15 protein-coding genes and 2 tRNA genes are annotated in these 22,970 nt (G+C 60.8%); 9 read left to right on the plus strand and 8 right to left on the minus strand.

All coding sequences use genetic code 11. The annotated features are described in order from the left end of the window. The first annotated feature begins 144 nt into the window (after positions 1-144). The 5 genes from E4P01_RS24815 (at position 145) to E4P01_RS24835 (ending at position 8,963) form a co-directional block, all read left to right on the plus strand. Positions 145-876 carry a thioredoxin fold domain-containing protein gene (locus E4P01_RS24815; RefSeq protein ID WP_005791088.1) on the plus strand — a complete coding sequence of 244 codons (732 nt, stop codon included), beginning with the start codon at positions 145-147 and terminating at the stop codon, positions 874-876. Between the two features lie 128 nt (positions 877-1,004). Next, complete coding sequence (locus tag E4P01_RS24820; RefSeq protein WP_005791086.1) at positions 1,005-2,309, plus strand: homoserine dehydrogenase; 1,305 nt, start codon at positions 1,005-1,007, stop codon at positions 2,307-2,309. 67 nt (positions 2,310-2,376) lie between these two features. Next, the gene (gene thrC / locus E4P01_RS24825; protein WP_078822233.1) at positions 2,377-3,786 is read left to right on the plus strand and encodes a threonine synthase; all 1,410 of its coding nucleotides are present in this window, start codon (positions 2,377-2,379) and stop codon (positions 3,784-3,786) included. 129 nt (positions 3,787-3,915) lie between these two features. Further along, positions 3,916-7,485, plus strand: coding sequence for a transporter substrate-binding domain-containing protein (locus E4P01_RS24830; protein ID WP_216092063.1), 3,570 nt, complete (start codon positions 3,916-3,918; stop codon positions 7,483-7,485). Between the two features lie 233 nt (positions 7,486-7,718). Further along, a complete protein-coding gene (locus tag E4P01_RS24835) occupies positions 7,719-8,963 on the plus strand; it encodes an EAL domain-containing response regulator (RefSeq protein ID WP_216092062.1) in 1,245 nt (414 codons plus the stop codon). On the opposite strand, the gene E4P01_RS24840 is transcribed toward E4P01_RS24835, so the two are convergent. Beyond that, the gene (locus E4P01_RS24840) at positions 8,932-9,594 is read right to left on the minus strand and encodes a response regulator transcription factor (protein WP_216092061.1); all 663 of its coding nucleotides are present in this window, start codon (positions 9,592-9,594) and stop codon (positions 8,932-8,934) included. The genes E4P01_RS24835 and E4P01_RS24840 overlap by 32 nt on opposite strands. A 206-nt stretch (positions 9,595-9,800) precedes the next feature. On the opposite strand from E4P01_RS24840, the gene E4P01_RS24845 reads away from it, so the two are divergent. Then, positions 9,801-10,085, plus strand: coding sequence for a DUF3509 domain-containing protein (locus E4P01_RS24845; RefSeq protein WP_032803962.1), 285 nt, complete (start codon positions 9,801-9,803; stop codon positions 10,083-10,085). A gap of 170 nt (positions 10,086-10,255) precedes the next feature. On the opposite strand, the gene E4P01_RS24850 is transcribed toward E4P01_RS24845, so the two are convergent. Then, complete coding sequence (locus E4P01_RS24850; protein WP_148852652.1) at positions 10,256-11,455, minus strand: CaiB/BaiF CoA-transferase family protein; 1,200 nt, start codon at positions 11,453-11,455, stop codon at positions 10,256-10,258. Positions 11,456-11,592: 137 nt separating this feature from the next. Between E4P01_RS24850 and E4P01_RS24855 the strand changes: the two genes are divergently transcribed. After that, entirely contained in the window at positions 11,593-12,135 is a 543-nt protein-coding gene (locus E4P01_RS24855) for a YaeQ family protein (protein ID WP_003193952.1), read from the plus strand. Positions 12,136-12,292: 157 nt separating this feature from the next. Further along, the gene (gene recJ, locus E4P01_RS24860) at positions 12,293-14,002 is read left to right on the plus strand and encodes a single-stranded-DNA-specific exonuclease RecJ (protein ID WP_005791065.1); all 1,710 of its coding nucleotides are present in this window, start codon (positions 12,293-12,295) and stop codon (positions 14,000-14,002) included. Between the two features lie 136 nt (positions 14,003-14,138). Here recJ and E4P01_RS24865 read toward each other — a convergent pair whose 3' ends face one another. From E4P01_RS24865 to E4P01_RS24880, 4 genes are all read right to left on the minus strand, one after another. After that, entirely contained in the window at positions 14,139-15,419 is a 1,281-nt protein-coding gene (locus tag E4P01_RS24865) for an AcvB/VirJ family lysyl-phosphatidylglycerol hydrolase (protein ID WP_032879648.1), read from the minus strand. After that, positions 15,419-18,061 (minus strand): bifunctional lysylphosphatidylglycerol flippase/synthetase MprF, encoded by a 2,643-nt coding sequence (mprF, locus tag E4P01_RS24870; protein WP_005791060.1) that lies wholly within the window; start codon positions 18,059-18,061, stop codon positions 15,419-15,421. Before mprF ends, E4P01_RS24865 begins: the two co-directional genes overlap by 1 nt. 279 nt (positions 18,062-18,340) lie before the next feature. Then, positions 18,341-18,417 (minus strand) — tRNA-Met (locus tag E4P01_RS24875). Between the two features lie 174 nt (positions 18,418-18,591). Beyond that, positions 18,592-18,668, minus strand: a tRNA-Met gene (locus E4P01_RS24880). A gap of 278 nt (positions 18,669-18,946) precedes the next feature. Between E4P01_RS24880 and dinB the strand changes: the two genes are divergently transcribed. Then, positions 18,947-20,005 carry a DNA polymerase IV gene (dinB, locus tag E4P01_RS24885; protein ID WP_248130156.1) on the plus strand — a complete coding sequence of 353 codons (1,059 nt, stop codon included), beginning with the start codon at positions 18,947-18,949 and terminating at the stop codon, positions 20,003-20,005. A 146-nt stretch (positions 20,006-20,151) separates the two neighbouring features. Here dinB and E4P01_RS24890 read toward each other — a convergent pair whose 3' ends face one another. Next, a complete protein-coding gene (locus tag E4P01_RS24890; protein WP_032879651.1) occupies positions 20,152-21,105 on the minus strand; it encodes a hypothetical protein in 954 nt (317 codons plus the stop codon). A 20-nt stretch (positions 21,106-21,125) separates the two neighbouring features. Next, a complete protein-coding gene (locus E4P01_RS24895) occupies positions 21,126-22,841 on the minus strand; it encodes a proline--tRNA ligase (RefSeq protein ID WP_148852651.1) in 1,716 nt (571 codons plus the stop codon). Positions 22,842-22,970 lie beyond the last annotated feature (129 nt).

The following is a 22,970-nucleotide window of genomic DNA, read 5'->3' on the forward strand; positions in this document are numbered from 1 at the left end:
GTCAGAAATGGCCCATTTTACTTGTCGCGGTCTGCCCTCCCGCCCAACTGTGGTAGGCTTTGCCGGTTCGCAAAGGGGACGGCACCCGTTGTGTTCCAGATCAGTATTCTGCTCCCGTCCCTGCCTCTGCCTTCAGGAGTTCCCATGCGCTTGACCCAGATTATTGCCGCCGCAGCCATTGCGTTGGTTTCCACCTTTGCTGTCGCCGATGATGCGGCCGAGCAGACCATTCGCAAGAGCCTGGCCAACCTGGCGCTCGACACCCCGATCGAAAGCATCAGCGCCAGCCCCATGGCCGGCCTGTATGAAGTCAAGCTCAAGGGCAGCCGTGTGCTGTACGCCAGTGCCGATGGCCAGTACATCGTGCAGGGCTACCTGTTCCAGCTCAAGGACGGCAAGCCGGTCAACCTGACCGAAAAAGCCGAGCGCCTGGGCGTGTCCAAGCTGATCAACGGCATCCCGGTGGCTGAAACCGTGGTTTACCCCGCCATCGGCGAAACCAAGACCCACATCACCGTGTTCACCGACACCACCTGCCCGTACTGCCACAAGCTGCACGCCGAGATACCGGCACTGAACAAGCTGGGTGTGGAAGTGCGCTATGTAGCGTTCCCGCGCCAGGGCCTGGGTTCGCCGGGTGACGAGCAGTTGCAAGCCGTATGGTGCTCGGCCGACAAGAAGGCCGCCATGGACAAAATGGTCGACGGCAAGGAAATCAAATCGGCCAAATGCGCCAACCCGGTTTCCAAGCAGTTCGCCCTGGGTCAGTCCATTGGTGTGAACGGTACACCGGCCATCGTTTTGGCCGACGGCCAGGTGATTCCGGGCTACCAGCCGGCGCCGCAAGTTGCCAAACTGGCACTGGGTGCCAAGTAAGCATTAATCGTCGAGCCTTTGACGATCATGACTCGCCGAACTGTCGACGGGTCATTAATTGAGAGCCGCAGTTGTGCGGCTGTTTTCACGGCCGACCTAGCGTCGGCCGTTTCATGGGGAGTTCTTCAGTGAAACCGGTCAAAGTAGGCATCTGTGGGTTAGGGACCGTCGGTGGCGGTACCTTCAACGTACTTCAGCGTAACGCTGAAGAAATTTCCCGCCGCGCAGGTCGCGGGATTGAAGTGGCGCAAATTGCCACGCGTTCGCCAAAGCCTCAGTTCGAAACGACCGGTATTGCGATTACCAACGATGTATTCGCCGTGGCCACCAACCCTGAGATCGATATCGTCATCGAGCTGGTAGGCGGCTACACCGTGGCCCGCGAGTTGGTGCTCAAGGCCATCGAGCACGGCAAGCACGTGGTCACCGCCAACAAGGCGCTGATCGCCGTGCACGGCAACGAGATCTTCGCCAAGGCTCGCGAGAAGGGCGTGATCGTGGCGTTCGAAGCCGCGGTGGCCGGCGGTATCCCGGTGATCAAGGCGATCCGTGAGGGCCTGTCTGCCAACCGCATCAACTGGGTGGCCGGCATCATCAACGGCACCGGTAACTTCATCCTCACTGAAATGCGCGAGAAGGGCCGTACCTTCGAAGACGTACTGGCCGAAGCCCAGGCCCTGGGCTACGCCGAAGCCGACCCGACCTTCGACGTGGAAGGCATCGACGCGGCACACAAGCTGACCATCCTGGCCTCCATCGCCTTTGGTATCCCGCTGCAATTCGACAAAGCCTACACCGAAGGCATCACCAAGCTGACCACCGCCGACGTGAATTACGCCGAAGCCCTGGGCTACCGCATCAAGCACCTGGGCGTGGCGCGCAGCACCCCGGCCGGTATCGAGTTGCGTGTGCACCCGACGCTGATTCCAGCCGACCGCCTGATCGCCAACGTCAACGGCGTGATGAACGCGGTGATGGTCAACGGTGACGCCGCCGGTTCCACCCTGTTCTACGGCGCCGGTGCCGGCATGGAGCCGACCGCTTCGTCGGTGATCGCCGACCTGGTGGATGTGGTTCGCGCCATGACCAGCGACCCGGAAAACCGCGTGCCGCACCTGGCCTTCCAGCCGGACTCGCTGTCGGCCCACCCGATCCTGCCGATCGAAGCCTGCGAAAGCGCCTACTACCTGCGCATCCAGGCCCAGGACCATCCGGGCGTGCTGGCCCAGGTCGCCAGCATTCTGTCGGAGCGCGGTATCAACATCGAATCGATCATGCAGAAGGAAGTCGAGGAGCAAAACGGCCAGGTGCCGATGATCCTGCTGACCCATCGCGTGCTCGAGCAGCATATCAACGATGCCATCCACGCCCTCGAAGCCCTGCAAGGTGTGGTCGGCCCGGTGGTGCGCATTCGCGTCGAGCACTTGAACTAACCGATTTGTTCCAGGGGCCCCGCACCTTCGGCGGCCTCTGTTCGAGAATGTTTTAGAGGAGCCAGTCATGCGTTACATCAGCACCCGCGGCCAGGCACCGGCCCTGAATTTCGAAGACGTCCTGCTGGCAGGCCTTGCCACCGACGGCGGCCTGTACGTGCCGGAAAACCTGCCACGCTTCACCCAGGAGGAAATCGCTTCCTGGGCCGGCCTGGCGTACCACGAGCTGGCATTTCGAGTGATGCGCCCGTTCGTCACCGGCAGCATTCCGGATGCGGACTTCAAGAAGATCCTGGAAGAGACGTACGGCGTGTTTGCCCACAGCGCCATCGCGCCTTTGCGCCAGCTGAACGGCAACGAGTGGGTGCTGGAGCTGTTCCACGGCCCGACCCTGGCGTTCAAGGACTTCGCCCTGCAACTGCTGGGGCGCCTGCTGGACTACGTGCTGGAAAAGCGCGGCGAGCGCGTGGTGATCATCGGCGCCACCTCCGGTGACACCGGCTCGGCGGCCATCGAAGGGTGCAAGCACTGCGAAAACGTCGACATCTTCATCCTGCACCCGCACAAGCGCGTGTCGGAGGTGCAACGTCGCCAGATGACCACCATCTTCGGTGAGAACATCCACAACATCGCCATCGAAGGCAACTTCGATGACTGCCAGGAAATGGTCAAGAACAGCTTCGCTGACCAGAGCTTCCTCAAGGGCACACGCCTGGTGGCGGTGAACTCGATCAACTGGGCGCGGATCATGGCCCAGATCGTCTACTACTTCCACGCCTCCCTGCAGCTGGGCGGCCCGGCGCGTTCGGTGTCGTTCTCGGTGCCGACCGGCAACTTCGGCGACATCTTCGCCGGTTATCTGGCACGCAACATGGGCCTGCCGATCAATCAGTTGATCGTTGCTACCAACCGCAATGACATCCTGCACCGCTTTATGAGCGGCAACCAGTACGTCAAGGAAACCCTGCACGCCACCCTGTCGCCATCCATGGACATCATGGTGTCGTCTAACTTCGAACGCTTGCTGTTCGACATGCACGGTCGCAATGGCGCGGCGCTGGCCGAGTTGATGAGCAGCTTCAAGCAGGGTGGCGGTTTCAGCGTCGAGCAAGAGCGCTGGACCGAAACCCGCAAGCTGTTCGACTCCCTGGCCGTGGATGATGCGCAGACGTGCGAAACCATTGCCGAGGTCTATGCCCAGACCGGCGAAGTGCTCGACCCCCACACAGCTATCGGCGTGAAGGCTGCGCGCGAATGCCGCCGTAGCCTGGATATTCCGATGGTGATCCTGGGTACCGCGCACCCGGTCAAATTCCCCGAAGCGGTGGAGAAGGCCGGTGTTGGCAAGGCACTGGAATTGCCGGAGCACCTGGCCGACCTGTTCGAGCGTGAAGAGCGCTGCACCGTGCTGGCTAACGACCTGAAGGCGGTGCAGGCGTTTGTCAGCCAGCATGGCAATCGTGGCAAGCCGCTCTGATGCCCGCGGTTGATCAGATTACATCCGGCAGTTAGCTTTTTTGCAGTCGGCCAAGCCCGTCCTCGTGACGGGCTTTTTTATTTTGGCGAGCCATACTTGTTCCTTCGCCCAATCAAGGAAGCCAAATCGGTGCAGGTTTTGATTCAATGGACAGTGCGGCTGATGTGCATGCTGTGGCTTACCCAACTACCGGTAAGCCTGGCGGCCGTCAGCCTGCCTTTCAAGCTGGTGCCGGCGTTTATCCCGCTTGAGCCTTTGCCCCTGGCGCCCGCAGAGCAGCAGTGGCTGGCGACGCATCGGACGTTGAAGGTGGGTATTTCCATTGATGACTATCAGCCGATCGATATCACCCGCGACCGCAACCGCTACCAGGGTATCAGTGCCGATTACCTGAGCCTGGTCGGCGCGCGCTTGCAGGTGCCGATGCAGGTGCTGGGCTTTGCCGAGCGGGCCCAGGCGGTCGAGGCGCTGCGCAGTGGATCCATCGATATCCTGACCAGCGCCAACGGCTATGAGCGCGATGTGCCCGGCTTGCAGTTCACCCAGGACTACATGCCCGATCGGTCAGTGGTGGTGCTGCGTCGCGATGAGCTTCAAGAGGACGACCTGGCGGGCAAGAAAGTCGTATTGCTCGATGGCTACGCCAATGTGCACAACGTGCAGGCGGCCTACCCCGATAGCCACATCATGCTCGCGCCCAACCTCTACAGCGGCCTGGAGGCGCTCAAGCAAGGTGATGCCGATGCGTTTATCGGCAATGAAGTGATTGTGCGGGCCTACAAATCGCTGCGGCCTTACCTGGGGTTGCAGATCAAGGAACAAAGCCGGCTGGCGCCCATCGGCTTTGCTTTCGCCACCCGCCAGGCCGACCCATTGCTGGGGGCGATGATGAACCGCGCCTTGGCGAGCATTGACGAGTCGGTGCAGCGGGAGATCCTGGGCCGCTGGACCACAGGGCTCGGCGTCGGCTTCAGGGGTGAGCGCGTTGAATTGTCGGCCTCGGAGCGCACCTGGCTGTTGCAGCATCCCCATGTCGTGGTGGTGGCGCAGCAGATGTCACCTTACATATTCAAGGACAAGGACGGTCACTGGGTGGGTTTGAATGTCGACCTGCTGCACCGCATTTCGCGCATGACCGGTTTGCAGTTTGTCTTCGAAGAGGTGCACTCCACCGCGCAAACCCTGGAATGGCTGGAAACCGGCAGGGCGCAGATGAACACCACCCTGGCGTCGAATCAGGAGCGCAGGGCGCTGCTCGACTTCAGTCATGGCTTTGGCGGCTCCGGCTGGGTGTTCGTCGAACGCGCCGATGCCACGCCGCTGACTGGGTTGAAGCAGTTGGAAGGCAAGGTCCTGGCGCTGCCGGCGCGCCATGTGCTGGAGAGTTACATCCGCCAGATGCACCCGCAGATCAAGCTGCGCCTGGTGGACAATTACGCCCAGGCCCGCGAACTGGTGCAACGGGGCGAGGCCGCTGCCACGTTGCAGACTGAGGTGGAGGTCCAGAGTTACTCCCAGGAAGGCTTGCGTATTGGCCGCAGTGTCGACGGCAAGTGGTCATCCAATTGCTTGTCGGTACGCAAGGACCAGCCTGAGCTGCTGAGTATCCTGAACAAGGCCCTGGAAGCCTTGCCGGTGGCCGAGTTGAGCGCACTGCGCCTGCGCTGGATCGGCGCTGTGGCGATCCCCCTGCCGGCCTGGCAACGGGTGCCGCCCTGGGCGTATTGGATGGTGGCCACGGCGCTGCTGTTTGTGCTGGTATCGCTGGTGTGGAACAGCCGGCTCAAGCGTCAGATTCGCCAGCGGCTGGAGGCCGAGCAGCGGCTCAATGACCAATTGGCGTTCAAACGTGCGTTACTCGACGGCATGCCCAACCCGCTGTTTGTGCGCGACCTGGCCGGGCGGCTGGTGACCTGCAACAAAAGCTATGAACAGCAACTGGCGACCCGGCTTGAGCTGATTCAGGGGCTGACGCTGCTGGAAAGTGGGGTAATGCCCGAGGCCACGGCGGCGCGCCTGCACGCCGGCCATATGGAACAACTGGCCACGCAACAGTCGTTGTTTGTCGATCGCGAGCTGGAGTTCAACGGCGGCAGCTTTCACGTTTACCAGTGGACGGTTCCGTTCTTCGATGCCCAGGGCCGCTTGCAGGGGCTGCTGGGCGGCTGGATCGATATCAACGAACGCAAAGACCTGGAGCACCAACTGATGGATGCCCGCCAGGCTGCCGACGAAGCGAACTACGCCAAAAGTGCATTTCTTTCTGCGCTAAGTCATGAAATTCGCACACCCATGACCGCCATCATCGGTTTGCTCGAGCTGGAGCAGGAACGCTGCCTGGCAATCGGCCAGCCCGTCTCTGAAGCATTACAGGTGGCCCATCGTTCGGCGCGCGAGCTGATCGCGCTGATGGGTGACAGCCTGGATCTGGCCAAGATCGAGGCCGGTCACCTGCAACTGGTTCCGCAAACCACCGAGTTGAAGGGTTTTTTCGAAGGCATCCAGCGTCTGTTCGAAGCCACGGCGCAAAAAAAGGGCCTGCATTTGACCCTGGCGTTTGATCCTGCGGCCAAGGGCTATTACTGGTTCGATCCGCTGCGTTTACGCCAAGTGATGCACAACCTGCTGGGTAATGCGCTGAAGTTTACCGAGCAGGGCGGGGTGCGGCTCAGCGTCACCTGCCAGCGGGATGAGTCTGATACCGAATACCTGCACCTGTGCGTCGAAGACAGCGGCCCGGGGATCAGCGCCGAACAGCAGCCAAGGTTGTTCAAGCCGTTTACCCAAGTGAGCGCATTGACCGCGGCGGAACATGGCGGCACCGGGCTGGGCCTGAGTATCTGCAAGCAATTGGTGGAGTTGATGGGCGGTCGCATTCACTTGGCAAGCGTGGTGGGTGAGGGCACCGAGGTGTGCATCGACCTGCGCCTTGATCGGGTCAGCACCGACGATGTGCCGGCCACGCCAGCGCCAGCGTTGCCCCCAGCGGGGCGTAGCCTGTCGGTGCTGGTGGTGGATGATTTGGCGGCCAACCGCTTGGTGCTGGCGCAGCAGTTGCAGTTCCTGGGGCATCAGGTGATTGCTCTGGATTCGGCCGAGGCCGCGTTGCAGCGTTGGCGTGAGCAGCGTTTCGACGTGCTGGTGACCGATTGCCAGATGCCGGGTATGTCCGGCTATGCCTTGAGCGAGGCGGTCCGGCGTATCGAAACCGAAGAACAACGTCCCCGTTGTGCGTTGATCGGTTGCACGGCGAACGCGATGAAAGATGAACAAAGACGCTGCGAGGACGCGGGTATGGATGAGCTGCTGGTCAAACCGGTGACTCTGGAGGATTGGACGCGCGTGCTGGCGCGGGTGGCGCCGCAGCGTTCGTTTGATATCCAGGCCCTGCGTACCATGACCCAGGCTGACGGGCCTGTGCTGCATAGCATGTTGCAAGAACTGGCAAAAAGCCTGGACCACGAGCATGAGGTATTGGCCAGCGCATTGGCCGAGCGTGATGTGGCGCGCTTGAATGCGGCGCTGCATCGGCTCAAGGGTATTTGTTCGCTGGTGGATGCGCTGCCGTTGGCCAAGGCTTGTGTGGTGCTTGAGCAATGCGCGCGGGAGCAGCGTGGGGCTGAGCTTGAGGAGCCGTGGTTGAGGTTGTCTGAGGTGTTGAAGGTGTTTCGTCGCGATCTGCAGCCTTATCTGGACTGACGGCTGATACGCCTCGTTCCAAATGTGGGAAGAGGCCAGCTCCATTGTAGGAGCGAGCTTGCTCGCGAAAACCTCACAGGCGCCGCGTTTATTCAGGAAGCACCCATTATCGTTAACGTTTTTCGCGAGCAAGCTCGCTCCTACAGGGTGACTTGTTTCGGACACGTCCTATGGGACGCTTCGCGTCTTATGGCTACTGTGAAGGACTTTTCCCAGTACCGACTCCATGACCCATGCGCTCTCTCAATGTCCTGATCCTCGAAGACAACCCGTTTCAGCTGATGGCACTGCACCAGATGCTCAATGCCAATGGCGTGTTTAATGTACTAACTGCTGAAGATGTTGAAACGGCTCGCCAGTCCCTGGACAGCAAAGGCCCGGTGGATATCGCCATCTGCGATCTGTATCTGGAGCAGGGCGATGGGCTGGAGTTGATCCGCGAACTCGCCGAGCGCCGTTTGGCTCAAGTGCTGGTTCTGCTCAGCAATGCTGAGCCCGATGTGCTCGAAGGCGTGGCGAACATGGCCCGGCAATTGGGCCTCAACGTGCTGGCGTGCTTGCCCAAGCCGGCCTCGGCAACGCTGATCGGGCAGGTGTTGGCCGATTGTCAGCGGCACTTGCGCCCGGGGCCAGCGGTGCTGTCCTGGGAGCGTGTGCGCCAGTTGCTGGGGTTGAGCGCGCGGGAACAACTGCCACCGTCGGCGGATGTCAGCCAGGCCACCATCGCAGCCTGCGGCAGGATCTGGTACCAACCCATCGTCAGCCAGGCCGGGGTGTTGCAAGGGGTGGAGGCGCTGGCGCGTTGGCAGTTGCCGCACGCTCAATTGCTGCTGCCCGAAGAGTTCCTGCCGGTGTTGGAGTTTGCCGGCATGGAAGAGGCCTTTACCTGGCATGTGCTGGAACAGGCACTTGGCCTGGCCAACCAGGTCATGGGCGAGACCGGCCAGGTGCTGCCGGTGGCGGTGAACATTCCCGGACGTATGCTTGAGCGCACACACTTCCCACAGATATTGCAGGGGCTGCTGCAACTTCACGGCATACCCGCCCATAGCCTCACCCTGGAGCTGGTGGAAACCTCAACGCTGAAAACCGACAGTGCCCACCTCACTGGCTTGCTGCGCCTGCGGATGCTGGGTTGCCAGTTGTCCATCGGGGATTTCGGCATGGGTGGCACCAGCTTGCAACATTTGCTGGAGTTGCCTTTCACCGAACTGAAAATCCCCCCGGCATTTGCCTGCGGGATGGCCGATGACGATCGCAAGGCGGCGGTGGTGGCGGGGGCCATGAGCATGGCCGCGCGTCTGGATATCGCCGTGGTCGTCACCGGGGTTGAAAGTGTTGCCGACTACCACGCTGTGGGTGAGCTGGGGGCGGCGTGGCTGCAAGGCTGCTTCATTGCCCGGCCGATGGAGGCCGAGGCGCTCAAGCAGTGGATTGCGTTCCAGGCTAGGCCAGCCCGTGTTCCTGCACATAAATAAACAGGGCGGCATCATTGGTCAGCCCCAGTTTGCGCATGGCGCTGACTTTTTGCGCACTGACGGTCTGCTTGCTGCGATGCAGATGCGCGGCGATCTGGCCCACCGTCATGCCAGTGGCCAACAGGCGAATCACCTCCAGCTCCCGGGGGGACAACTGTTCCTGGGAGTGCAGGCGATCGGCACCGGCTTCTCCGGCCAGGCTCAGCGCCTGGCGAATGGTCTGGGCCACGTAGGTGCGTTGCTGGCGGACCTGACGAATCGCCTGCGGCAGTTCATCGGCCAGGCTGGCCTTGCTCAAAAGGCCCATCACGCCCAATGTCAGAATCGAATGAAACAAACCGGCATTGTTGAGCATGGTGACCACCACAATCGGCAGGTCCGGGTAGTGTCGGCGCAGTTGGTCGATCAGGCGCAACCCGTCGGCATGGGGCTCGGCAGGCATCATAAAGTCGGTCACCAGCACATCGCAGGCACAGTCTTGCAGCAACGCATTGAGGGCCTGCGGCGAGTTGGCCTCCCCGACGATGCTGATGTGCGGGTCACGCTCAAGCACGGCGCGCAGGCCAATCAGGAAAATCGGATGATCGTCGGCAATGACGACGCGCAAAGGTGTTTCAGACGCAGCTCTCAAGGCAGGCTCCCAGGTAATCCAGGGATTCTAGCGTGTGAGCCTGTGTTTTTTCTCTGTCATCTTTTCCGTGCATGCTCGTTTTCCTCAAGCAGTGGATTACACAAAAGGTAGAACTTTCTGCTTTGAGCACGGGTCACTTGAATGTCAGCCTCTTCGTGACATTTTTGTTTTTCGAACCTTTTTCGAATGATTGAGTGGTGATCGAGATGGAAAGTATCCACCTATTGCTCAGTGAAGCACTGAGCCCTTATCAGGTTACGCTGACCACTTCTGGTGTGCGGGAAGACTGCCTGGTAACCGTAAAGAATCCCGGCGGCGCGATTGTGGTCGAGCGCGACGTCGATCGCGCGCAATTGTCCGACAAGCGTGCGCTGGTGGATGTCGCGGATTGCCTGCTTCGCGACGTGAAAATCGCCGAAGGGCGCCTGGAACCCTCGGTCATTGCTGCCTTGCGCAATGCTGCCCAAACCCGTGGCGGCGCACTCGCATGAAACATTATTTTTCTTCGGAACCTTCCTACGCGGCGGTCAGTCAGAGTCCGTAACAGCAAGAGCAATCATTGTGCTCCGGTGTTTGTCGCTTGCTGTGCGTGCCTTGTTAAGGCCACGTTTAACCCCGAGTTGTCTCCCCACTGCTCGGGGTTTCTTTTTGCCTGCGATTCTCAGATCGCGCCATTCTCACGCAGACGCGCAATAGCTGCCGCGTCGTAGCCCAGGGCATTGAGCAGCACATTGTTGTGTTCACCCAGCTGCGGGCCCACCCATTCACAACTGCCCGGTGTATCCGAAAGCTTGGGCACGATGCCTGGCATCTTGAAGTGCTTGCCGTCCGGGAGCTGAGCCTTGAGGAACATCTCTCGGGCCAGAAATTGCGGGTCGCCCAGCATGTCTTCGGCGCTGTAGATACGGCTGGCGGGTACTTCAGCCTTGTTCAGTTGCTCAATCACCTGCTCCAGCGGCAGCGAGTTGACCCAGCGGTCGATCACGCCATACAGCTCGTCGCGGCGGCTGTCACGCCCATCGTTGCTGGCCAATTGCGGGTCGTTCGCCAAGTCGTCACGGCCGATGGTCGCCATAAAGCGCTTGAAGATTGCATCGCCATTGGCGCCGATCTGCACATGCTTGCCGTCGGCGCTGGTGTGGATCGAAGACGGTGTAATGCCGGGCATGATGTTGCCGGTACGCTCGCGAATAAATCCGAACACATCGAACTCGGGGATCATGCTTTCCATCATGGCGAAGATGGCTTCGTACAGCGCCACATCCACCACTTGGCCCAAGCCGCCGTTGACCTCGCGATGACGCAGCGCCATCAGCGCGCCGATCACCGCCCACAGCGCGGCAATCGAGTCGCCGATGGAGATCCCGGTGCGCACCGGCGGGCGGTCTTCGAAGCCGGTGATATAGCGCAAGCCGCCCATGGATTCACCCACGGCACCAAACCCTGGCTGATCCTTCATCGGCCCGGTCTGGCCGAAGCCCGAGAGGCGCACCATCACCAGCTTGGGGTTTAGAGCGTGCAGGGTTTCCCAGCTCAGGCCGAGTTTTTCCAGCACGCCGGGGCGGAAGTTCTCGATCAGGATGTCGGCGTCGGCCAATAGTTTTTTGAGGATTGCCAGGCCGTCGGGGTGCTTTAGGTTGAGGGTCAGCGACTGCTTGTTACGGGCCTGTACGAACCACCACAGCGAGGTGCCTTCATACAGCTTGCGCCATTTGCGCAGCGGGTCGCCGCCGTCCGGGGATTCGACCTTGATCACCTCGGCACCGAATTCAGCGCAAATGCGTGAGGCAAACGGGCCGGCGATCAGGGTGCCCAGTTCGATGACTTTCAGGCCGGCAAGTGGTTTGGCGTTGAGCGACATGGGGATCCTTACAAGCGCGGGACGATGGTGTCTTGCTTTTTAACATAGGCGAGCCGCCCGGATGCAGCGCAGTATTCGTTGAATGACCTCGCCATCGGTTAGACTGGCCGCCTTTCCTTGTCTTTAGAAGCCCGTTCATGGCCCAGCCGTCCACGACCTACAAGTTCGAACTCAACCTCACCGACCTCGACCGTTCGGTGTACGAGAGTGTCAAACAGACCATTGCCCGCCACCCTTCGGAAACCGAAGAGCGCATGACCGTGCGCCTGCTGGCCTACGCCCTCTGGTACAACGAGCAACTGGCGTTCGGGCGTGGCCTGTCGGATGTAGACGAACCGGCCCTGTGGGAAAAAAGCCTGGATGATCGGGTCCTGCACTGGATCGAAGTCGGCCAGCCGGATGCCGATCGCCTGACCTGGTGCTCGCGCCGCACCGAGCGCACCAGCCTGCTGGCCTATGGCAGCCTGCGTGTGTGGGAAGGCAAGGTAGTGCCGGTGGCCAATAACCTGAAGAACGTGCACATCGCTGCCGTGCCCCAGGAAGTGTTGGAGACCCTGGCCAAGGACATGCCGCGGGTGATCAAGTGGGATGTGATGATCAGCGAAGGTACGATCTTCGTGACCGACGACCGTGGCCAGCATGAAGTGCAACTGCAATGGCTGGTTGGCGAGCGCGGTTGAAAAGGTGGGAGCTGGCTTGCCTGCGATGCATACCACTCGGTACATCAGACACACCGAGTGGATGCCATCGCAGGCAAGCCAGATCCCACACTTGATCTTTGTTGCGTTCAATATCTGTGTTTAACCGATGTATTAGAAGAGAAGCGCCCGTCACCCCATGCGTATCGATCCCCGCCCATTGCCCGCCGTCCTGCCTTTTCTCGGTGAATTGCCGCCGCTGTTGACCCGTCTCTATGCCGCGCGCGGGGTGCAATCGGAAGCTGAGCTGGACAAGAGCCTGGCGCGGTTGATTCCCTACCAGCAGCTCAAAGGGATCGACGCGGCGGTGGACTTGCTGGTGACCGCCCTGGAGCAGCGCCAACGCATCCTGATCGTTGGTGACTTCGACGCCGATGGCGCCACGGCGAGCACCGTAGGTACCCTGGGCCTGCGCTTGCTTGGGGCGGCCCATGTCGATTACCTGGTGCCCAACCGTTTCGAGTACGGCTACGGCCTGACGCCGGAAATCGTCGCGGTGGCGTTGCAGCGCGAGCCCCAGTTGCTGATTACCGTGGACAACGGCATCTCCAGCGTCGAAGGCGTGGCGGCGGCGAAAGCGGCGGGGCTGAAGGTGCTGGTCACCGACCACCACTTGCCCGGCGATGAACTGCCGGCCGCCGACGCCATCGTCAATCCGAACCAGCCGGGCTGCACGTTTCCCAGCAAGGCCCTGGCCGGTGTCGGCGTGATCTTCTACGTGTTGATGGCCCTGCGCGCGCGGTTACGCAGCCTGGGTTGGTATGACAACAAACCCCAGCCGAACATCGGTGAACTGCTGGATCTGGTGGCGTTGGGCAGCGTCGCCGACGTGGTGCCGCTGGACGCCAACAATCGCATCCTCGTTCATCAAGGCCTGGAGCGCATTCGTGCCGGTCGGGCGCGGCCAGGCATCAAGGCGATCCTGGAAGTGGCCAAGCGCGACCACGCTCGCATCACCTCCACCGATCTGGGGTTTATCCTCGGCCCGCGGCTGAACGCGGCCGGGCGCCTGGATGACATGAGCCTGGGCATCGAATGCCTGCTCACCACCGACGCTGGCGCCGCACGGGAAATGGCTGCGCAACTGGACGGCATGAACCAGGACCGTAAATCCATTGAACAAGGCATGCAGCGCGAGGCCCTGGCCCAGCTCAAGGACTTGCCGGTGGAGTCGATGCCGTACGGTTTGTGCTTGTTCGACCCGGAGTGGCACCAGGGGGTGATCGGCATCCTCGCCTCGCGCATGAAAGAACGTTACTTCCGCCCGACCATTGCCTTTGCTGACGCGGGCGACGGCCTGCTCAAGGGTTCTGGGCGTTCGGTGCAAGGCTTTCATATCCGCGATGCGCTGGCGGTTGTGGCAAGCCAGCATCCCAACCTGATCAGCAAGTACGGCGGTCACGCCATGGCCGCCGGGTTGACCCTGCCCGAGGCGAACTTCCCGCTGTTTGCGCAAGCCTTTGATGCCGAGGTGCGTCGGCAGCTGCGCGAAGAAGACCTCACCGGCCGCTTGCTCTCCGACGGCACCTTGGCCGTGGAAGAGTTCCACCTGGAGCTGGCCCGCGCCCTGCGCCATGCCGGCCCATGGGGGCAGCACTTTCCGGAGCCGTTGTTTCACGGTGTGTTCCAGTTGGTGGAGCAGCGGGTAGTGGGGGAGCGGCACCTGAAGGTGGTGCTCAAGAGCGAATGCGGGTCAGTGAAGCTTGATGGCATCGCCTTCGGCGTGGACCGCGAGGTGTGGCCGAACCCGACGGTGCGTTGGGTGGAGTTGGCTTACAAGCTGGATGTGAATGAGTTTCGTGGCAATGAGACTGTGCAGCTGATGATTGCTCACATCGAACCGCGCTAGATATTACTGACAATACAAAACAAATGTGGGAGGGGGCTTGCTCCCGATAGCGGTGGATCAGTCATACATCATTGACTGACACCCTGCTATCGGGAGCAAGCCCCCTCCCACATTGGGTCCTGTGTGCAGCCTGGAGCTACTCGGCTTTGCCTTGGTGCTTGACGATAATATCCACCAAGCGCTTGGCCAGCGCCGGGTAGTTCTCATCGAAGTGATGCCCGCCCGGCAGCTTCATGGCTTCGCCCACTGCGGTCTTGTCGGTGCAGCCACTCTCGTCGACTTCCTCTGCACCATAGATGCACACGACCTTCTCAGGTGGCAGCTTGGCCATTTCCGGGCCGGTGGCGGCTTCTTTGCCGGCGTTGCCCAGCCAACCTTCCACTTCGATTTCAAAGCTGCCAGTGCGCGCAAATGCCAACAGGATGATCGCATCGACGCGCTGCTGTTCGTTTTCCGGCATACGGTTGTAAATGGCCGGCAGTACATCGGCGCCGAACGAATAACCGGTCAGCACGAAGCGCTTGGTGCCCCACTTCTGCCGATAGTGTTGCATCAACTCGGTGAGGTCCTTGGCGCTTTGCTCCGGGCTCTTGTGCTGCCAGTAGTAGCGCAGTGTGTCGATGCCGACCACCGGGTAGCCGATCTTCGCCATCTCGCCGGCCACATCGCGGTCCAGGTCACGCCAGCCGCCGTCACCGGAGAGGAACAGGGTCACGGTGTCTTTGGCCTGCCCGGCAGGAACTTCCACCACGGGAATCGCCAGGCCACCGTTGTCCGAACCGACCAGTTGCTTGCGCAGCTCGTTGTTCAGCACTTGCGGGTAATGAATGTCGTAGTCGCTGATGCTGGTGGTGGCACGCGGCGTGTCACGTACGAAGCTGGCGCTTTCATCGTCGGGATTGTCGTTCCACGCCACCAGCCAGTTGCCGTGGGCAGAGGTCGTGGGCAGCGGGTCGTTGCAGCCTTCCTGTTTCAGGGCAAAGCCGACGGAGATCGCGTTAGCCTTGTCATCATTCTGAGTGGCCAGCCAGCGCCAGGCGAGCGCAGCGCCAGGGCCGATGCCGCTGACCAGGGTCGCCGGGCCTTTGAGCTGGGCCAGGGCGCCTTGCAGCGCTTGTTCCTGCAGCTTGCAGTCATCCTTGGGCAGGATCACCTGAACGATTTGCGCCGCGCCGCCCTGGCTCAGGGCAACCAGTTGGCTGTCGGTCAGCGCTTCATCGGCCATCACGGCCACAGCCACACGGGCTTTGGCGGCGCTGGCGGGGGTGACGCGGGTCATTACCGAGCCATCGGCCTGGGGCAATTGCTCCAGGGTCGGTTGCGGGGCAGGGCGATTCCAGTACCAAAAACCACCCGCCACGACCAGCGCGAGCAGCACTACAAAGGCCAATACATACCGCCAGGAGCGTCGAATCATCAGCGTTTCACCAATCCAGTCAAGCCGCCCGCGATCAGGGCGGCGGTATCGGCCAGTGCCACCAGCGGATCAAGTCCTGCGGGCACGGCCATGTAACGGGGTTCCCAGTCGGGCTGGAACTTGTCTTTGAAGCGGCGCAAACCTTGGAAGTTATACAGTTGCTCGCCACGGCGGAACACCATCGAACCCAGGCGCTGGGTCAGCGGTGCGCCACGGCGCGGTTGCAAGCCCGACAGCGGCACCATGCCGAGGCTGAAGCGGGCGTAGCCGTGGTTCTTATAATGTTGAATCAGGCCCACCATCATGAATTCCATCGTGAGCTTGGGCGCGTCGGGGTGGGCGCGCATCAGGTCAAGGCTGGCCAGGTCATGATTGTAGGTCTCCAGCAGGTTGGCGAAGGCTACCGGGCGCCCTTCAAAGCGAATGATCGCGATACGAAAGTGCTTGAGGTAGTCGTCGCTGAAACGGCCCAGGGAGAAGCCCTTTTCCCGCACATTCTTACCGGTAAGCCAGGCATCGGAGATGACTTTTAATTCATCCATCGGCGCCTGGCCTGGTTCGAAGATTTCCAGGGACAAACCGTCCCGGGTGCCACGGTTCCAGGTGTAGCGCAAATCCTTCATCTCTTTGCCCTTGGCTTCCAGGTCAAAGCGTTTCAGGTCGACGCGGGCTTCCTCGCCCAGCTTGATCGCGGTGAGGCCGATGTCCATGTAGTACGGCAGGTTCTCGGCGCGTACCTGGTAGAACACCGGTCTTGCGTGGTGGATATCGCACAGGTCACGGAACTGCCAGATCATCTCGGCGCGCGGTTGGGTCGGGCCGATCGGGTCGTACAGAGCCACCAGGCTGCGCCCGCGACGGGCGTACATCAGGAAGGCTTCATCGTTGGGGTGAAACAGCAGCGCCTTGTCGCCGGTCAGCGCCAGGCCGCCGTCGGGTTGGGACGAGGCCATCAGGATCTTGCTGGCGCGCTCCAGTTCTTCCGGGGTGGGCAAGTGGATGACCGGGCGCGCCGTGCGCAGCAGCCAGGTCAGCGATACGATCACCAGCAGCACCGCAGCGCCCAGCAACGAGCGCAAACCGCGGGGGGCGTTGGCGTCGAGGGTGAACTGCCACCACAGTTGATGGCTGTAAGGCACATCCTGATAGGCGAACAACAGCAGCCAGATCGAGGCGCCGAGTACACAGACACTGGCCACCAGGTAAAGCGGCGAAAACGGCAGCTCGGTCAAGCGGCTGGCGCGGTAGAACGAGCGGCGAAAGATCGCCAGCAGCACCGCGGTCATGGTCATCAGGCTGGCTTCTTCCCAGTCGAAGCCCTTGAGCAACGAGAGCAGGGCGCCGACCAGCAGCAGCACCATGGTCAGCATCCAGGCCGCCGACAAACGTCGACGCAGGCCCTGGGCGAGCAACAGGCACAACACGCCGATCAGGCTGGCACCAAAGTGCGAGGCGTCAATCAGGCGGTGGGGAATCAGGAAGCCGATGTTTTCCAGGCGTGAGTCGATCTCTGGCGTGGCGCCGGAAAACAGCAGGACCACGCCGGACAAAAAAACCAGGACGGCCAATACCGGCGCTGCCAGCCCCGACGCCACCCGCAGGCTTTGCTGGGTCTGGAACAGGCGCTGGGCCTCGTTGACCAGCAGGAACACACAGGCGATCAGCAGCGGCAATACCACGTAGATCATCCGGTACAGCAGCAAGGCGGCAGCCAGGGGCGCGGCACCGAGTTTGTCGGCGAAGGCCGCCAGCAGGATCGCTTCGAATACACCCACGCCCCCCGGCACATGGCTGAGCACACCGGCGGCCAGTGCCAGCAGGTACACCAGCAGGAACGGGCCGAAGGGCGGTGCTTCCGGCAACAGCATATAAAGGACGGCAGCGGCAGCGGCTACGTCGAGGGCGGTGATGATCAACTGCAGGAAGGTCAGGCGGCGGCCCGGCAGGCGCAGGGTGCGACGCCCGGCCTTGACCAGCAGGTTATCGGGGTAGGGCTGTTCCGGCAGGCGACGACGATAGATGCCGATGCACAGCATGGCCGACAACACCAACACGGCGCCGGAAATCCCCCCGAGCAGGCTTTGCGGTAAATGCAGGTAAGTCGAAGCCGCCGGCAAATTGCTCAGCGTGGCCAATGCGGCCAGTGGCGGCAGGGCACAGCCCAGGGCCAGGCTGGCGAACACGGTCATGTGCGCCACTTCCGATGCGCCGATGCCGTGGCGTGCATATAAACGGTAGCGCACCGAACCGCCCGAGAGCATCGACAAGCCAATGGCGTTGCCGATGGCAAAGGCGGTGAAGCCACCCAGGGCCAGGGTCTTGGCGGGTAACTTCACGCCGGCATAGCGTGCGCCGGAAAATTCATAACCAAGCAGGATAATGAAACCTGCGACTGCCGCTGCAAACGCACCGAGCAAGGCTGGCTTGGGCACTTCCAGAATCGAATCGTGGAGTGCGTAGAGGTCCAGTTCCAGCAGCAGGTGTCGGCAGGCGATCAGGGCGATTGCAAACAGCAGCAGCGTTACGGCCAGGCCAATGGGCTGGCGATACTTGCTCAACAAATCCAGCCATCGCAAGCGGGTCGGCGTGATCGGTTGTTCTGCTGTGACGGTGTCTTGTGGTTCAGACGAGTTGGCGCGCATCAATCACCTCGTGGATTGTGCGCGACAGGATGGGGGTATCCGGCCAAGTTACCAATCCCTATGGACAAAATAATTACAAATATTAACGCGGATCACCGGGGTCGGCGACTGCGGCCATTGGTCGTAGAGGGTAGCGCTTGAGCATTGAGCCTAGCGTGCAATGAGATGGACTCTACAAACCGACTACGGTTTCATGAAAGATGCCATGCCATTGTTTCAGAAGAACTTTTTCGTCGGATACAAAAAAGGCCACTCTTTCGAGTAGCCTTTTTTGATGTTTGGTTGCGGGAGCCGGATTTGAACCGACGACCTTCGGGTTATGAGCCCGACGAGCTACCAGACTGCTCCATCCCGCGTCTGTGGGCGGCATTCTACAGCCAAGCGGCGAGGTGTCAACCGTTAATGAGCCGATGGACCAAATAAGCGCGAATTATTCTGAAATCAAAGTGTTGGCGGTGTTTTCAGGCGCAGCGGGAGAAAACACGCGAGCACAAAAAAGGCCACTCTTTCGAGTAGCCTTTTTTGATGTTTGGTTGCGGGAGCCGGATTTGAACCGACGACCTTCGGGTTATGAGCCCGACGAGCTACCAGACTGCTCCATCCCGCGTCTGTGTGTCGGCATTCTACAGAGGAACGCGAGTGTGTCAACCTGTAAATCAAACAAAAGCGCTTGTGGTTCAATCGGTTAGCTCTCCAAGGCGGGGTCATGAAGCGCTTCGGGCCAGTCAGGCTGAGGCTTTCAGCTCTATCGGAAGGCTGAATTCGATTGAGAAAATAAATTCATCGGGGAAACTTCCTACCACTTGGAAGGAAGAATCAAACTACTGGTGCTATATACAGGGGTGAATGCGATACTGGCCACCCGTTGGTTCACACCCCGTTTATATGACGCAGCGCAAAATCATCCACGTCGACTGTGATTGCTTCTACGCCGCCATCGAGATGCGTGACGACCCGAGCCTGGCGCAAAAGCCCTTGGCTGTGGGCGGCTCGGCGGACCGGCGGGGGGGTATCGCTACCTGCAACTACGAAGCGCGTGCGTATGGAGTTCGTTCTGCGATGTCGTCGCGCCACGCCTTGAAGCTGTGCCCCGACCTGACCATCGTCAAGCCGCGCATGGATGCCTATAAAGAAGCATCGAAGGAAATCCAGACGATCTTTCGCGACTACACCGACTTGATCGAGCCGTTGTCGCTGGATGAAGCCTACCTCGACGTCTCCGACAGCCCGCATTTTGGCGGCAGCGCCACGCGTATTGCCCAGGACATCCGTCGGCGGGTCTCCAACCAGCTGCATATCACCGTGTCTGCCGGGGTGGCGCCGAACAAGTTCCTGGCCAAGATCGCCAGCGACTGGAAGAAACCCAACGGCCTGTTCGTGATTACCCCGGACCAGGTCGAAGACTTTGTCTCGCAGCTGCGGGTCAGCAAGCTGCACGGCGTTGGCAAGGTCACCGCCGATAAGCTCGCGCGCCTGGGCATCGAAGACTGCTTGCAGCTGCGCGAGTGGAACAAACTGGCGCTGGTGCGCGAATTCGGCAGTTTTGGCGAACGACTCTGGAGCCTGGCCCGTGGGATTGATGATCGCGTGGTGCAAAACGACAGTCGTCGACAGTCCATCAGCGTAGAAAACACCTACGATGTGGACTTGCCGGATCTTTCAAGCTGCCTGGCTAAACTCCCCGAATTGATGGAAACCCTGGCGGGGCGTATGGCACGCATCGACAGCAGCTACCGGGCGGGCAAGCCGTTCGTCAAAGTTAAGTTTCATGACTTTACCCAGACGACGCTGGAGCAGGCGGGGGCAGGGCGGGATCTGGAGAGTTATCAGCAGTTGCTGACCCAGGCGTTTAATCGCGGGGGCAAGCCGGTGCGTTTGTTGGGGATTGGGGTGCGGTTGCTGGACCTGAGCGGCGGTAACGAACAGCTCGAATTTTCCTGGTAGAAACCGGGATTAGAGAGTGTGGGAGACTCAAGTGTGGGAGGGGGCTTGCTCCCGATTGCGGTGTATCAGTGTCAGATGTACTGACTGACACACCGCAATCGGGAGCAAGCCCCCTCCCACATTTGATCTCCAACAGGCTGCAGATTTCAGCGTGCGCCAGGATCTGCGACCAACCGCCCCGCATCCTTGGTCAGTGCCTGCACAAACTCCTGCTGCAATTCCGGATCATTGCGGGTCAGCTCGATCAGGCTTTGTTCCAGTTCGCTGGCTTCTTCTTCCAGGCCCAGTTCCGACAGGCGCTTGACGCGGTGCACCCATTGGTTCACTTCGTCATCTTCCAGGTCGTCGTAGATCAAGGCATGGGCTTCCAGCAATTTGCCACGCAGGCCGTTGCTGACCGCCAGGGTCGAGTCTGTGTGCACATCGTCCTGACCATCTGCCACGCTGATCTTCAAGGTCGTGACGCGGTTCAGGTCCTGCTCGGCAAACGGGCTGTCCAGCAGGTTCAGGCGCAGGATGCCGTTGCGGTCGGTGGTCAGCTCATGGGTCTGCTTGCCGGCAGTGACTTGTACCGGGCGCTCGCTCCACGGCAGGCTCGAATACTCCAGGCGCTTGTCGCGCTGGACTTCATCGATAGCTGCCAGGTTCTGTTGCGCACGGCCATGGGATTGCACGTTCATGAACGGGTTGATGCCGTCCACGCCATAGCTCAGCCAGTCTCGCGTCACACTCGTGGGCAGGTTGCCGAGGGCGAAGATATTCGCCACGTTGGCACCCACGCCCGCGACCAACGCCACGGCACCCAGCGGCATCTCATAGAGTTTGCGCCAGGGCTGGTAGGGCGTGTAGCGATCGTAACGACGGGTGACTTCGAATTCGGTGACCTCGAAGGTCTTCTGCTCATGAATGCGAACCCGGCGTTGCGGCAGCTCCAGCACTTTGGGTTCGCCTACATCGATCTGCAGGCTGTGATCGAGCAATTTACGCTCGACCCGCTCCTCGTGCTCACTGCGTTGCGACATCTGATTGGCGCAGCCGCTGACCAGCAGGGCGCCGCACAAGGCGGCGCCCCCCAGGGCTTTGGTGTTTCGCTTGAACATGACTTCTCTTGATCTGGTTTTCAGCGACGAATACGCGCCTGAAGGAAAGACAGCACGTCAGCCACCGGCAACGGTTGGGCTTGCGCTTCGGTCCGGCTCTTGTATTCCAGATTGCCATCGGCCAGGCCACGGTCACTGACCACGATCCGGTGCGGGATGCCAATCAGTTCCATGTCGGCGAACTTGATGCCCGGGCTGGTTTTCTTGTCCCGGTCATCGAGCAGCACTTCAAAACCGGCAGCGGTCAGTTCAGCGTATAGCTTGTCGGTGGCTTCGCGTACTTGCTCGGTTTCATAGCGCAACGGCACCAGGGCCACCTGGAACGGCGCCAAAGCGTCACTCCAGATGATGCCTTTCTCGTCGTTGTTCTGCTCGATGGCAGCGGCGACCACGCGGGAAACACCAATGCCGTAGCAGCCCATGTCCAGGGTGATCGGCTTGCCGTTCTCGCCCAGCACTTCGCACTTCATCGCCTTGCTGTACTTGTTGCCCAGCTGGAAGATGTGCCCGACTTCGATGCCGCGCTTGATTTCCAGGGTGCCCTTGCCATCCGGGCTTGGGTCACCGGCTACGACGTTGCGCAGGTCGGCCACGGTCGGAACCGGCAGGTCACGCTCCCAGTTCACGCCGAAGTAGTGCTTGTCGTCGATGTTCGCGCCGATACCGAAGTCGCTCATCAGCTCGACGGAACGGTCGATGATGATCGGCAGCGGCAGGTTCAGCGGGCCTAGGGAACCGGCACCGGCACCAATGGCGTCGCGCAGTTCGGCATCGGTGGCCATGACCAGCGGGCTGGCTACGCCAGGCTGGTTGGCGGCCTTGATTTCGTTGAGCTCGTGGTCGCCACGGATCACCAGGGCGATCAGCTTGCCTTCTTCTTCAGCGCGCACGATCAGGGTCTTGATGGTCTTTTCAATCGGCAGATTGAATTTCTCCACCAGGGCCACGATGGTTTTGGTGTCCGGCGTGTCGACCAGGCGCAGCTCCTCGGTGGGAGCAGGGCGCGAGGTTTCACGTGGTATGGCTTCGGCCTTCTCGATGTTCGCCGCGTAGTCGGAACCGTTGCTGAACACGATATCGTCTTCACCGGATTCGGCCAGCACGTGGAATTCGTGGGAGCCGGCACCGCCGATGGAGCCGTTGTCCGCTTCAACCGGGCGGAACTTCAGGCCCAGGCGCGTGAATACATTGCAGTAGGCCTGGTGCATGCGGTCGTAGGTCGCTTGCAGGGAAGCCTGGTCGGCATGGAACGAATAGGCGTCCTTCATGATGAATTCGCGACCACGCATCAAGCCGAAGCGCGGGCGGATTTCATCGCGGAATTTGGTCTGGATCTGATACAGGTTCAGCGGCAACTGTTTATAGCTGCTCAACTCGTTGCGCATCAGGTCGGTGATGACTTCTTCATGGGTCGGGCCGGCGCAGAAATCGCGGCCATGACGGTCCTTGAAGCGCAGCAACTCAGGGCCGTACTCTTCCCAGCGCCCGGATTCCTGCCACAACTCAGCCGGTTGGGTGCTCGGCATCAACACTTCCAGAGAGCCGGCAGCGTTCATTTCTTCGCGAACGATGGCTTCGACCTTGCGCATCACCTTCAAGCCCATGGGCAACCAGGTGTACAGGCCCGAGGCCAGTTTGCGGATCATGCCGGCGCGCAGCATCAGCTGATGGCTGATCACAACCGCGTCGGAAGGCGTTTCTTTCTGTGTGGCGAGCAAATATTGACTGGTACGCATGGTAGGCCGTTGTCGGTTGCTTGGACTTGAAATGACTTGGGATTGTACGGGCGGTTGCTGCTGGAGTACAGGCGTGAGGTGGCGGGGCGTATCTGTCGTAACCGTCGCTTGTGTGGGAGCTGGCTTGCC

Source organism: Pseudomonas sp. NCIMB 10586 (assembly GCF_023127895.1).
GTDB lineage: Bacteria > Pseudomonadota > Gammaproteobacteria > Pseudomonadales > Pseudomonadaceae > Aquipseudomonas > Aquipseudomonas synxantha_A.

Excerpts from the sequence above, each read along its gene's own strand:
- dinB (WP_248130156.1), top strand. The coding sequence starts at position 18,947 with ATGACGCAGCGCAAAATCATCCACGTCGACTGTGATTGCTTCTACGCC.
- mprF (WP_005791060.1), bottom strand. The coding sequence starts at position 18,061 with ATGCGCGCCAACTCGTCTGAACCACAAGACACCGTCACAGCAGAACAA.
- thrC (WP_078822233.1), top strand. The coding sequence starts at position 2,377 with ATGCGTTACATCAGCACCCGCGGCCAGGCACCGGCCCTGAATTTCGAA.
- E4P01_RS24845 (WP_032803962.1), top strand. The coding sequence starts at position 9,801 with ATGGAAAGTATCCACCTATTGCTCAGTGAAGCACTGAGCCCTTATCAG.
- recJ (WP_005791065.1), top strand. The coding sequence starts at position 12,293 with ATGCGTATCGATCCCCGCCCATTGCCCGCCGTCCTGCCTTTTCTCGGT.
- E4P01_RS24835 (WP_216092062.1), top strand. The coding sequence starts at position 7,719 with ATGCGCTCTCTCAATGTCCTGATCCTCGAAGACAACCCGTTTCAGCTG.
- E4P01_RS24815 (WP_005791088.1), top strand. The coding sequence starts at position 145 with ATGCGCTTGACCCAGATTATTGCCGCCGCAGCCATTGCGTTGGTTTCC.
- E4P01_RS24850 (WP_148852652.1), bottom strand. The coding sequence starts at position 11,455 with ATGTCGCTCAACGCCAAACCACTTGCCGGCCTGAAAGTCATCGAACTG.
- E4P01_RS24890 (WP_032879651.1), bottom strand. The coding sequence starts at position 21,105 with ATGTTCAAGCGAAACACCAAAGCCCTGGGGGGCGCCGCCTTGTGCGGC.
- E4P01_RS24895 (WP_148852651.1), bottom strand. The coding sequence starts at position 22,841 with ATGCGTACCAGTCAATATTTGCTCGCCACACAGAAAGAAACGCCTTCC.
- E4P01_RS24855 (WP_003193952.1), top strand. The coding sequence starts at position 11,593 with ATGGCCCAGCCGTCCACGACCTACAAGTTCGAACTCAACCTCACCGAC.
- E4P01_RS24865 (WP_032879648.1), bottom strand. The coding sequence starts at position 15,419 with ATGATTCGACGCTCCTGGCGGTATGTATTGGCCTTTGTAGTGCTGCTC.